Source organism: Glutamicibacter sp. FR1 (assembly GCF_047300825.1).
GTDB classification, from domain to species: domain Bacteria; phylum Actinomycetota; class Actinomycetes; order Actinomycetales; family Micrococcaceae; genus Glutamicibacter; species Glutamicibacter nicotianae.
The window spans coordinates 1-12,371 of the sequence record NZ_CP178602.1; the positions used below are offsets into that span (position 1 = coordinate 1).

9 protein-coding genes and 3 tRNA genes are annotated in these 12,371 nt (G+C 60.9%); 11 read left to right on the plus strand and 1 reads right to left on the minus strand.

From position 1 onward, the window contains the following. The 11 genes from dnaA to ACLQ8T_RS00055 all read left to right on the plus strand — a co-directional run bounded on the left by dnaA (position 1) and on the right by ACLQ8T_RS00055 (position 11,083). Positions 1–1,437: a chromosomal replication initiator protein DnaA gene (gene dnaA / locus ACLQ8T_RS00005; protein WP_128470865.1), complete on the plus strand. Its 1,437-nt coding sequence runs from the start codon at positions 1–3 to the stop codon at positions 1,435–1,437. A gap of 466 nt (positions 1,438–1,903) precedes the next feature. Next, positions 1,904–3,031, plus strand: a complete 1,128-nt coding sequence (gene dnaN, locus ACLQ8T_RS00010) for a DNA polymerase III subunit beta (protein ID WP_128470864.1) — start codon at positions 1,904–1,906, stop codon at positions 3,029–3,031. A gap of 57 nt (positions 3,032–3,088) precedes the next feature. Beyond that, positions 3,089–4,252: a DNA replication/repair protein RecF gene (gene recF / locus ACLQ8T_RS00015; protein WP_204719773.1), complete on the plus strand. Its 1,164-nt coding sequence runs from the start codon at positions 3,089–3,091 to the stop codon at positions 4,250–4,252. Beyond that, on the plus strand, positions 4,245–4,802 hold the full coding sequence (locus ACLQ8T_RS00020; protein WP_038992736.1) for a DUF721 domain-containing protein: 558 nt from the start codon (positions 4,245–4,247) through the stop codon (positions 4,800–4,802). The genes recF and ACLQ8T_RS00020 overlap by 8 nt, the downstream gene beginning before the upstream one ends. A 343-nt stretch (positions 4,803–5,145) precedes the next feature. Beyond that, entirely contained in the window at positions 5,146–7,149 is a 2,004-nt protein-coding gene (gyrB, locus tag ACLQ8T_RS00025) for a DNA topoisomerase (ATP-hydrolyzing) subunit B (RefSeq protein WP_204723183.1), read from the plus strand. Between the two features lie 57 nt (positions 7,150–7,206). Further along, positions 7,207–9,834: a DNA gyrase subunit A gene (gene gyrA / locus ACLQ8T_RS00030; RefSeq protein ID WP_204719775.1), complete on the plus strand. Its 2,628-nt coding sequence runs from the start codon at positions 7,207–7,209 to the stop codon at positions 9,832–9,834. Then, a complete protein-coding gene (locus ACLQ8T_RS00035) occupies positions 9,831–10,490 on the plus strand; it encodes a DUF3566 domain-containing protein (RefSeq protein ID WP_413455316.1) in 660 nt (219 codons plus the stop codon). Before gyrA ends, ACLQ8T_RS00035 begins: the two co-directional genes overlap by 4 nt. Before the next feature lie 120 nt (positions 10,491–10,610). Next, positions 10,611–10,684, plus strand: a tRNA-Ile gene (locus tag ACLQ8T_RS00040). 31 nt (positions 10,685–10,715) lie between these two features. Then, entirely contained in the window at positions 10,716–10,835 is a 120-nt protein-coding gene (locus ACLQ8T_RS00045; protein WP_211286071.1) for a DLW-39 family protein, read from the plus strand. A gap of 7 nt (positions 10,836–10,842) precedes the next feature. Then, positions 10,843–10,915, plus strand: a tRNA-Ala gene (locus ACLQ8T_RS00050). Positions 10,916–11,010: 95 nt separating this feature from the next. After that, positions 11,011–11,083 (plus strand) — tRNA-Ala (locus ACLQ8T_RS00055). 67 nt (positions 11,084–11,150) lie between these two features. Here ACLQ8T_RS00055 and ACLQ8T_RS00060 read toward each other — a convergent pair. Beyond that, the gene (locus tag ACLQ8T_RS00060) at positions 11,151–12,293 is read right to left on the minus strand and encodes a glycosyltransferase (protein WP_204719779.1); all 1,143 of its coding nucleotides are present in this window, start codon (positions 12,291–12,293) and stop codon (positions 11,151–11,153) included. Between the last annotated feature and the right edge of the window lie 78 nt (positions 12,294–12,371).

Below are 12,371 nucleotides of genomic sequence, written 5' to 3' on the forward strand. Positions count from 1 at the left end.
GTGAGCAGCGACGAGACCAATAGTATTGGTAGCTCTTGGCGCCAAGTCATCCGGAAGATCGAAGATGATGACCGGGTCAAGGCGCGTTACCGCGCCTTCGTATCGCTGGCTAAACCGCAAGGTCTCATCGGCACTACGCTCTTGGTTGCGGTGCCCAACGACCTCACGCGCGATATTCTGCAGACCCAGTTGCGCGAGCCGCTGGATGACGCATTGCGGGAAGTATTCCAGGATGATATCCGCTGCGCCGTCAGCGTTGATCTCTCGCTGTCGGATGAGCTGGAAGAAGAGGAGCCTGAGGCCAAGCCTGCTGCGCCGTCCGCGCCGGCGGTTGTCGAGACTCCTGGTCCTCGCCCACAGCCGGCACCGCAGCCGACTCCGCCATCGAACTCTCAGGAGTTCGGCCGCCTGAACCCGAAGTACATCTTCGATACCTTCGTGATCGGTTCGTCGAACCGCTTTGCACATGCGGCAGCCGTCGCTGTTGCCGAAGCGCCGGCCAAGGCCTACAACCCGCTGTTCATCTACGGCGATTCCGGTCTGGGCAAGACCCACCTGCTGCACGCCATCGGGCACTACGCACGCCATCTCTACAAAGGCATCCGCGTGCGCTACGTGAATTCTGAAGAGTTCACCAACGATTTCATCAACTCGATCCGCGACGACGAGGGTGCAAGCTTCAAGCAGACGTACCGCAACGTCGATATTCTGCTCATTGACGACATCCAGTTCTTGGCCAACAAGGATGCTACCCAGGAAGAGTTCTTCCACACCTTCAATGCGTTGCATAACCACAACAAGCAGGTGGTCATCACCTCGGATCTTCCTCCCAAGCAGCTGCAGGGCTTCGAAGATCGCATGCGTTCGCGCTTCGAGTGGGGCCTGCTGACCGATATCCAGCCGCCAGAGCTCGAGACCCGTATCGCAATTCTGCGTAAGAAGGCGGACGCCGAGAACCTTTCGGCGCCAAGCGACGTCATGGAGTACATCGCTTCACGCATTTCCACGAACATCCGCGAGCTCGAAGGTGCGCTGATCCGCGTCACCGCTTTCGCGTCGCTGAATAACCAGCCGGTGGACCTGGCCTTGGCCGAAACCGTGCTCAAGGACTTGATCAGCGAAGACGGCGCACAAGAAATTACGCCGTCGACCATCATCAAGCAGACCGCTGAGTACTTCGGGCTGAGCATTGACGAGCTGAATAGCAAATCCCGTACTCGTACTTTGGTTACCGCACGCCAGATCGCCATGTACTTGCTGCGTGAGCTGACCGACATGTCATTGCCGAAGATTGGTGCAGAACTGGGCGGCCGCGACCACACCACCGTGATTCACGCCGATCGCAAAATCCGCGAACTGATGGCTGAACGACGAGCGATATTTAATCAGGTCACCGAGCTGACAAACAGAATTAAGCAGAGCCAGCGGGAGCTCTGAAGCAGAGAAATCACAGGTGTGGATAAAACTGTGGATCATCTGGTGAAGGATTGCGGATAAGTTCACGAACCATGTGGACGTTAAAAATCGTGAAACTGAGTATCAACAAGTTGGTGGAACCGAGTCTCACGTTCAACCACAGATTGTTCACATGCACAATTGGCGGAAAATCTGGGGGAATGGGCCTTATCCACAGTATCCACAAGGGTTATTAACACTTCTCCTTTAAATGCTTAATCCTCCAAATAACGAGTCCACTGTTCACCCTCGAGCCAAAACTTGTGCAGAACAGATTTTTTGTTGCATCGTCCACACTCCGTTCACTGAGCTGACGTTGCGCTATCAGGGCGTGGCAAGATTAGATGGATAGAACGTGCAACTACCTGCTCTATGCTTAAGAACTTGGCGAGGGAACTACCTTCTTGGCCTGACTTAAGACTTATGGGTTCCGAAAGGCGGATTTTTCGTGAAGTTCAGCGTTGAAAAGGATGTATTGGCGGACGCCGTATCCTGGACTGCCCGGTCCCTGGCGCAGCGACCACCATCACCTGTTTTGGCAGGCATCCTCATCTCGACCCACGAAGGCCTTGTCCGCCTCGAGGGATTCGACTATGAGATTTCCTCGCATATCGAGATCCCTGCAGATATTTCCGAGCAGGGCTCGATCCTGGTATCCGGCAAGCTCTTGGCAGAAATTACCCGCTCTCTGCCCAACTCCACCGTCACCCTGGAAACCGATGGATCGAAAATCTCGCTGACCTGCGGCCGTTCACGATTCCACTTGGCCACCATGCCGGTAGACGAATACCCAACCCTGCCTGAACTCCCAGCTATCGCCGGCACCATCGATGGCCAGGCATTCTCCGAGGCTGTTTCGCAGGTTATTGTCGCCGCTTCCAAAGACGACACCTTGCCGGTACTCACTGGCATCAAGGTTGAGATCGAAAATGACCTGATCACCTTCTTGGCCACGGACCGCTACCGTCTGGCTCTGCGTGAACTCAACTGGACCCCGATCCAGGCAGAAATCTCGACTTCCTTCCTGATCAAGGCGAAGACGCTCAGCGAAGTTGCCAAGACTCTCTCGAGCTCCGGCGAACTGAAGCTTGCCATGAGCGAGAACGGTGAGATGGTTGGCTTCGAAAGCTCCAACCGCCGGACCACCTCGCTGCTGATCAACGGCGAATACCCGAAGATCCGCTCGCTGTTCCCGAGCGATACGCCAATTCATGCAACCGTCCGCACCAGCGAGCTGATGGAGGCTGTACGCCGCGTATCGGTAGTCGCCGAACGCAATACCCCAGTTCGCATGGCCTTCACTGATGGCCAGCTGACCTTGGATGCTGGCACCGGCGAAGACGCGCAAGCTGAAGAAGCCATTGTTGCCTCGCTTCGCGGCGAAGACATCGTGGTTGCCTTCAACCCGACTTTCCTGTCCGAGGGCCTGAACTCCTTCAACACCGATTTCGTGCGCTTCTCCTTCACCAGTGCGCCGAAACCGGCCATGCTGACCGGACAGAAGAAGCTGGATGAGGAAGACCAGGACCAGTATCGCTACCTCGTGATGCCGGTTCGATTGCCAAACTCGAACTAAGCCAATTCGTGGTCGATGGCTCCGTCCATCAGCCACCTCGTTTCTGTCAGGACCTCGGTGTATATCTCGCAGCTTTCACTCACGAGCTTCCGCTCGTATGCGCAGGCCGACGTGCACCTAGCCCCGGGGATCAACGTCTTGATCGGCCCCAACGGGGTCGGCAAGACCAATATCGTTGAGTCCATCGGCTATCTGGCCAACCTTTCGTCGCATAGAGTCAGCAATGACGCGCCCCTGCTGAATTTCGGTTCCGAGCGCGCGCTAATCAGGGGCACCGTGCATCGTGGTCCGCAGACCACGGTGCTCGAGGTCGAGATCACCAGCGGCAAGGTCAACCGGGCGCGCATCAACCGGGCTAACCCGGTTCGCGCACGGGAGATCCTTGGCATGGTGCGCACTGTACTCTTCGCCCCCGAGGACTTGGCTCTAATCAAGGGCGATCCGTCCAACCGCCGCAAGTTCCTGGACGAGCTTCTGGTAACCCTGCGCCCGGTGGAGGCCGGCACCAAGAACGACTACGAACGCATCGTGAAGCAGCGCAATGCCCTGCTCAAGTCCATTCGCGGCAAGTCCACGCTGAGCCCCTCGCAGGAGAACACGCTCAAGGCCTGGGATCTGCAACTGGCATTGGCCGGCGCTCGGCTGATGCGCGGACGCCTGGACGTCTTGGCCTTGATCCGCCCGTACATGCAGGCTGCCTACGCAGATCTGGCAGATGGCGCCAAGGAAGCGCGCGCCATCTACCGTTCCTCGCTTGAGGGCGAACTCGATGAGAACAGCCTGCCGGCGGATGATCTTGAGTCCGTGGAGCAAGAAGAGATCCAGGAACTGCTGCTGAACGCCATCGAAGCGAATCGCAGCCGTGAAGTCGACCGCGGAATTTCGCTGTTCGGACCGCACCGCGACGATCTGACCCTGATCCTGGGTCCAACTCCTGCCAAGGGCTATGCATCGCACGGGGAAACCTGGTCCTTTGCCTTGGCCTTGCGCCTGGCCGCCTACCGTGTTTTCGGCGATGACGATCCGCGTCCAGGATCAGGCCCCATCCTGATCCTGGATGATGTCTTTGCCGAGCTCGACACCACCCGCCGTGATCGCTTGGCGCACATCGTTGCCGGAGCCGAGCAGGTGCTGGTGACCGCCGCAGTTGTGGAAGATGTCCCCGAAGTGCTGAAGGGACATTTCTTCCAGGTTTCCCCTGGCCAGGTTGTCGATGCATGAGCCATCGGAACGAGATGAACACCGCTTCGATCCAGAGATCGATGCGGCCAAGGCGCTGCTCAACCGCATGCGCAAGCTCGCCGAAGAACGCGGCGAGCGGCGCATCGATGCCGCCCGCATGGAAAGGGTGCGCAAGCGCAAGGCCGCCCGCCGCGGATTCGCCGAGGAAAGGCCGGAATCTGCCGAAGGAGCGGTTCGCGACCCGCGCGCCATTGGCGAAGTGGTCTCCCGGCTGTCTAAGTCGCGCGGCTGGAACACCCAGGTCGCTGTCGGCTCGGTGCTCGGACGCTGGGAGGACATCATCGGCGTGGAGAACGCGAAGCACTGCAAACCTGAATCCTTCGAGGACACCGTGGTGGTGATGCGCTGTGATACGACAGCGCGAGCAGCACAGATGCGCCTGCTCACCCACGACATCCTGAAGAAATTCGATGCCGAGCTGGGGCCCGGGATCGTCACCGTGCTCAAGGTGCTGGGTCCCAACGCTCCCTCCTGGCGCCACGGCATGCGTTCGGTGGCCGGACGGGGGCCTCGCGACACCTACGGATAGAGATTGCTGGCATGGCATATGGCGCACTCACGGACCCGGAGGCTGGATCCCCCCTCACTTGATCGCCACAACTGCCTCAGAACGTCAATTACCAGCTTTTGGTGGGCGATTTAGGACTCAAAGTCACCGTTTATTTTGGTCTACGCGGTAGAATTAGAGGTAGTGAATTGACTCCGTTGCGGGCAAGGCCCGCGCCGGAGTCCCTCCAGACCATGATTGCCCGACGCGTAGAATCCGTCGCAGAGGGCCATCGCGCGCTAAATTCGAGGAGTTCGTAGCACCCGTGTCTACCGAAAATGCTTCACCGCAGGAACCGGCTGAAAGCCAGGCTCCCGCGGAATCGATGACTTCCAAAGTCGAACACACATATGGCGCCCAGGATATTACCGTCCTCGAAGGACTCGAAGCGGTACGCAAACGCCCGGGCATGTACATCGGTTCCACCGGCCCGCGAGGCCTGCACCATTTGGTCTACGAAGTCGTCGACAACTCCGTCGATGAGGCGCTGGCAGGCTACTGCGACACCATCAACGTCACGCTGCAGGCCGATGGCGGCGTACGCTGCGAGGACAACGGCCGCGGCATTCCGGTAGACATCCACCCCACCGAGGGCAAGCCAACCGTCGAGGTCGTCATGACCATCCTGCATGCCGGCGGCAAATTCGGCGGCGGCGGCTACGCGGTCTCCGGCGGCCTGCACGGCGTGGGCATCTCCGTGGTGAACGCGCTGTCCGAGAAGGTCAACACCATCGTGCGCCGCCAGGGCCACGCATGGCGCATCGGTTTCGCCAATGGCGGCCACACCGTCCAGGAGCTGACCAAGGGCGAGGAAACCGAGCTGACCGGCACCAGCCAGACCTTCTACCCGGATCCGGAAATCTTCGAGACCACCGAGTTCGATTTCGAGACGTTGCGCGCCCGCTTCCAGCAGATGGCCTTCCTGAACAAGGGCCTGCGCATCACTCTCACCGACGAGCGCGTCCAGGAGATCGAAGAGCCTGAGGCCGAAGTCGCAGAAGAAATCGAAAACCAAGTAGTCAAGCCGCGCACCGTGGACTACCTGTATAAGGACGGCCTGCTGGACTACGTCAAGCACCTGAACGCGGCGAAGAAGATCGAGCTGGTCCACGACGAGGTTATCGCCTTCGAATCCGAAGATGCAGCACGAGGCATCAGCCTGGAAATCGCGATGCAGTGGACCAGCGCCTACGCCGAATCCGTGCACACCTACGCGAACACCATCAACACCCATGAAGGCGGCACCCACGAAGAGGGCTTCCGCGCCGCACTGACCGGCCTGCTCAACCGCTACGCGCGCGATAACAAGATCCTGCGCGAGAAGGATGACAACCTCACCGGCGAAGATGCCCGCGAAGGCTTGACCGCAGTCATCTCGGTCAAGCTCTCCGAGCCCCAGTTCGAAGGCCAGACCAAGACCAAGCTGGGCAACTCGATCGCCCGCGGCTTCGTCCAGGGCGTGGTCAACGAGGAGCTGGGCGACTGGTTCGAGCGCAACCCGAACGTGGCCCGCGACATCATCCGCAAGGCCCAGCTGGCGTCGCAGGCGCGCCTGGCCGCCCGCAAGGCCCGCGACAACGCCCGCCGCAAGTCCCCGATGGAATCCTTCGGCATGCCTGGCAAGCTCTCGGACTGCTCCTCGAAGAACCCTTCCGAGTGCGAAGTGTTCATCGTGGAGGGCGACTCCGCAGGCGGCTCCGCCAAGCGCGGCCGCGACCCGCACACCCAGGCCATCCTGCCGCTGCGCGGCAAGATCCTGAACGTGGAGCGCGCCCGCCTGGACCGCGCGCTGGGCAACGCCGAAGTGCAGGCGATGATCACCGCCTTCGGCACCGGCATCGGCGAAGAATTCGACATGGCCAAGCTGCGCTACCACAAGATCGTGCTGATGGCCGACGCCGACGTGGATGGCCAGCACATCACCACGTTGCTGCTGACCCTGATCTTCCGCTTCATGCGCCCGCTGATCGAGCACGGCTACGTCTACCTGGCGGCCCCTCCGCTGTACCGCATCAAGTGGTCCAACGCCGCCCACGACTACGTCTTCTCCGACAAGGAACGCGACGCGGCGCTGCTCGCCGGCCAAGCCGCCAACAAGCGCCTGCCCAAGGACAACGGTATCCAGCGCTACAAAGGCCTGGGCGAGATGGACTATTCGGAACTGTGGGACACCACCATGGATCCGGAGCACCGCACGCTGCGCCAGGTCACCATGGACGACGCGGCAGCCGCTGACGAAGTCTTCTCCGTGCTGATGGGCGAGGATGTCGAGTCCCGGCGAAACTTCATCCAGCAGAACGCCAAGGACGTGCGCTTCCTGGATATCTAGCCGGCCGCAGCCACCACAGATATCCACCGAAGATTTTTTGACTTGTAAGGGAAGAAATTGAGCGACGAGCAAACCCCACAGGACGCGCCAATGGACGGCGAGATCATCGATGCGGTCCACGACGGCGGCCGCATCGACCAGATCGACCTGCAGACCGAAATGCAGCGGTCCTACCTTGACTACGCCATGGCAGTCATCGTCGGCCGTGCGCTGCCGGATGTGCGCGACGGACTGAAGCCGGTGCACCGCCGCGTGATCTACGCGATGTACGACGGCGGCTACCGCCCGGAGCGCGCCTACAACAAGTGCGCCCGCGTGGTCGGCGAAGTCATGGGCCAGTACCACCCGCACGGCGACACCGCGATCTACGATGCGCTGGTGCGCCTGATCCAGGACTGGGTCATGCGCTACCCGCTGGCCCTGGGCCAGGGCAACTTCGGCTCGCCGGGCAACGACGGCGCCGCCGCCCAGCGTTACACCGAAACCAAGATGGCCCCGCTGGCCATGGAAATGGTTCGCGATATCAACGAGAACACCGTTGATTTCCAGGACAACTACGACGGCAAGAACCAGGAACCCACGGTCCTGCCGGCCCGCTTCCCGAACCTGCTGGTCAACGGCTCCTCCGGCATCGCCGTGGGCATGGCCACCAACATCCCCCCGCACAACCTGCGCGAGGTCGCCGAGGGCGTGCAGTGGTACCTGAAGAACCCTGACGTCTCCCGCGAAGAGCTGCTCGCCGAGCTGATGCTGCGCGTGAAGGGCCCGGACTTCCCGTCCGGCGCGATGATCCTGGGCACCAAGGGCATCGCCGACGCCTACCGCACCGGCCGCGGCTCGATCACCATGCGCGCCGTGGTCAACGTCGAGGAAATCCAGGGACGCACCTGCCTGGTGGTCACCGAGCTGCCGTACATGGCCAACCCGGACAACCTCGCGGTGAAGATCGCCGAGCTGGTGCGTGACGGCAAGATTTCCGGCATCGCCGACATGCGCGATGAGACCTCCGGCCGCACCGGCCAGCGCCTGGTCATCGTGCTCAAGCGCGACGCCGTGGCCAAGGTGGTGCTGAACAACCTGTACAAGCACACCGAGCTGCAGTCGAACTTCTCCGCCAACATGCTGGCGATCGTCGACGGGGTGCCGCGCACCCTGCCGCTGGACGGATTCATCCGCCACTGGGTCACCCACCAGATCGAAGTGATCGTCCGCCGCACCGAATACCGCTTGAAGAAGGCCGAAGAAGAAGCCCACATCCTGCGTGGCCTGCTCAAGGCACTGGACGCCCTGGACGAGGTCATCGCGCTGATCCGCCGCTCGGCCACCACCGAGGCCGCCCGCGATGGCCTGATGGAACTGCTGAGCATCGACGAGGACCAGGCCCGCGCCATCCTGGACATGCAGCTGCGCCGCCTGGCCGCTCTAGAGCGCCAGAAGATCCAGGACCGCCACGCCGAGCTCGAGCGCATGATCGCCGAATTCCAGGCAATCATCGCTTCCCCAGCCCGCCAGCGCGAGATCGTCTCCGAAGAGCTGCAGGAAATTGTCGACAAGCACGGCGACGACCGCCGCACCAAGGTGCTGATGGGCTACGACGGCGACATGAGCGTCGAAGACCTGATCCCGGAAGAGGAAATGGTCGTCACCATTACCCGCGGCGGCTACGTCAAGCGCACCCGCATCGACAACTACCGATCGCAGGCCCGCGGCGGCAAGGGCATCAAGGGCGCGAACCTGCGCGGCGACGACGTGGTGGAACACTTCTTCGTCACCTCGACCCACAACTGGCTGCTGTTCTTCACCAACCACGGCCGGGTCTACCGCACCAAGTGCTACGAGCTGGCCGAAGCCGGCCGCGACGCCAAGGGCCAGCACGTGGCCAACGTGATGGCCTTCCAGCCCGATGAGCACATCGCCCAGGTGCTGGATCTGCGCACCTACCAGGATGCCGCCTACCTGATGCTGGCTACCCGCAACGGCCTGGTGAAGAAGACCCGACTGGAGGACTACGACACCAACCGCACCGCAGGCGTCATCGCGATCAACCTGCGCGAGGGCGATGAACTGGTCTCCGCGCAGCTGGTCAGCGAATCCGATGACGTGATGCTGGTCTCACGCCTGGGCCAGTCGGTCCGCTTCACCGCCACCGATACCGCCCTGCGCCCGATGGGCCGCGCCACGTCCGGCGTCACCGGCATGAAGTTCCGCGACGGCGATGAGCTGCTGGCAGCCGATGTGGTCCGCGAGGGATCCTTCGTGTTCACCGTGACCAACGAAGGCTACGCAAAGCGCACAACGGTCGAGGAATACCGCGTGCAATCCCGTGGTGGCTTGGGCATTAAGGTGGCCAAGCTCAATGAGGAACGCGGCGAGCTGGTTGGCGCGCTGATCGTCGACGAGACCGATGAGGTCTTGGTGGTGATGGGCTCGGGCAAGGTGGTCCGCTCCGCAGTTTCGCAGGTTCCCTCCAAGGGCCGCGACACGATGGGCGTCATCTTCGCCAAGCCGGACAAGAAGGACCGCATCCTCGCCGTTGCCAAGAACTCTGAGACCGGGCTCGAGGAGAACTCGGAGGAAAATGCCGTAACGTTGGACGCAGAAAACACGATCGACGAGTCATCGGCTGCGCCAGAAACTGATTCCGGCGCCGAAAACGAAGACAACACTAACGGAGGTAACGCATGAGCACGCCCTCGACGCCACGCCCCAGCGGCGGTGCCCCGAAGAGCGCAGCGCCGCGACCTACCCAGGTAAAGCGTCCGGCTCCGACCGGTACAGGCTCCCGCCCGGCTAGCGCCGGTGCACGACCAACGGCAGGACAGTCGCGTCCAGCAGGCCAGCGCCCAACGGGATCACCGCAGCGCCCTGCAGGCCAGCGCCCAACGGGATCACCGCAGCGCCCTGCAGGCCAGCGCCCAACCGGCCAGCAGCGTCCAGCCAATGGCCAGGAACGCCTGGTTCGCCCAGCCCCCAAGGCCAAGGTTCGCAAGGCCCGCCTGCTGGTATCCAAGGTGGAACCCTTCTCGGTGCTGAAGCTGGCCTTCCTGCTCTCGGTCGCCTTCGGCGTGATCACCGTGGTTGCAGCCGTAGGCATCTGGGCCGTACTGGACTTGACCGGAACCTTTGATGCGTTCAACCAGCTGATGCGCGACGCCATCGGCGCCGACGGAAACTTCGACCTGCGCGACACCATGTCGCTGGGCCAGGTGGCTTCCTACGCGACAATCATCGCCGTGGTGAACGTTGTGGTGATTTCCGTGGTCTCCATGCTTGGCGCGGTGCTGTACAACATTGCAGCTTCGCTGGTCGGCGGCGCCGGGGTTACCCTCACCGACGACTAGGAACACCCTTGTCGAGCCCGGGATTCATGCTGTGATGCATGACACCCGGGCTCGATTTGTATCTTTCGGGGAACACCGGTAAAGTTTTATTTCGTTCCGAAGGGAACAAAACAAAAGCAAGGGCGTATAGCTCAGGCGGTTAGAGCGCTTCGCTGATAACGAAGAGGTCCCAAGTTCAAGTCTTGGTACGCCCACGGAAACCTTGCTGGAGGGAAAGAGGAAGCAATGAAAAAGTTCCTGGTTCTCGCATCGATCGCGACTGCTGCAGTAGTCTTGGTCAAGAAGGCGAAGGCTTCGTCGGAAACAAAGGAAACCTGGCATCAGGTAGCCGATAAAGTTTCCTAAAGCTTTTGGGGCCTTAGCTCAGTTGGTAGAGCGTCTGCTTTGCAAGCAGAATGTCAGGAGTTCGATTCTCCTAGGCTCCACAAAAGAAAATGGCGGAAAGTGAAAACTTTCCGCTAATTCTTTTTGATTGGTTCAGCTGAATTGATCACGGGGCGGAAGCTTCAGAATTGAATACGGGGCCTTAGCTCAGTTGGTAGAGCGTCTGCTTTGCAAGCAGAATGTCAGGAGTTCGATTCTCCTAGGCTCCACATTTGCCAAAAGGCGGAAAGCGGCAGCTTTCCGTCTTTTGCGCATCTCAAAGACTTTTCTGTCCAGCTAGTGCCGGATCCTGGCTATCCGGACCTGCTCATAGTGCCCAAGCAGCTGCTGGCCAATGCCGTGCCAAGAACGATCCTGGACACTGCTCAGCGCGGCGCTGGCAAAAGCCAGGCGTTTTGCATCGTCGTACGCCAAGTCGCTGACGCGGCTGCGCAGTTCATCAAGATTCCCCGGCTGGTAGAGCCAACCGGTGCGCGAGGAATCCACCAGATCCAGCGGTCCCCCACGTCCTACGGCTACCACAGGCACGCCGCAGGCCATCGCTTCCTGAATGGTCTGGCAGAAGGTCTCCGAGGCTCCAGGATGGACGAAAATGTCCATCGAGGCCATGACCTCGCCCAAGCGCTCCCCTGAAAGGAAACCGGTGAAGTGGGCATTGGGCAGCAGGCTGCGCAGTTCGTCCTCGAGCGGGCCGGAACCGACAATCACCAGGCGGGTATTCTCAAGGTCCGCCAGGGCCTGCAGGTCGGCAACCTGCTTCTCTGCCGCCAGCCGGCCGACATAGCCAATGACCACCTCGTCATTCGGAGCGACCGCCTGTCTGAAGTGCTCGCTGCGCCGTCGTGGCGTGAACTGGGCAGTATCGACTCCCCTGCCTGATATGGCCAGGCGCTGGACGCCCAGGGATTCGAGCTGCTGGTGGGAAAACGTACTTGGCACCAGCGTCAGGTCCGCACCGGTGTGGATCGCTCTGACGTGCTCCCAGAGCCTTTGGGTAAGCCATGGAATCTTATAGCGTGCCGCGTAGCTTGGAACCTCGGTCTGATACAGCGCCACCGTGGGCAAGTCCATCTCTTGTGCGGCGCGCAGCGCCTGCCAGCCCAGGATGAACGGGCTAGCCAGATGAACGACATCTGCTCTCTCTCGAGCCAGCAACTTGCGCAGCCGGCTAACGCTGGTAGTAGCGACCCGCACCTCAGGATAGCTGGCCAACGGCATGGAAGGAACCGTGAGGATCTTGAAGCCCTGGTAGAGCTTTGGCACGCCGTGGCCCGACAACTCCCCTGCCAGCGAGCCTGCGGGGGTGATGACGACGGCTTCATGGCCCGTTTGCCTCAGGTGGTCCAAGGTCTTGAGGATTGAGTTGGTCACCCCATTGAAATGGGGAAGGAACGATTCAGCGACAATTGCTACCTTCACGTCTCCAGCATGAGGATTGCCAGTGACACCCAAGTTAATATGGCTAGGGCAACGGATTAACTTCAGTTGTCTCGTTGT

Bases quoted from the DNA above. Each gene is read 5' to 3' on its own strand.
- ACLQ8T_RS00020 (WP_038992736.1), top strand. From the start codon at position 4,245: ATGCATGAGCCATCGGAACGAGATGAACACCGCTTCGATCCAGAGATC.
- gyrB (WP_204723183.1), top strand. From the start codon at position 5,146: ATGACTTCCAAAGTCGAACACACATATGGCGCCCAGGATATTACCGTC.
- ACLQ8T_RS00035 (WP_413455316.1), top strand. From the start codon at position 9,831: ATGAGCACGCCCTCGACGCCACGCCCCAGCGGCGGTGCCCCGAAGAGC.
- ACLQ8T_RS00045 (WP_211286071.1), top strand. From the start codon at position 10,716: ATGAAAAAGTTCCTGGTTCTCGCATCGATCGCGACTGCTGCAGTAGTC.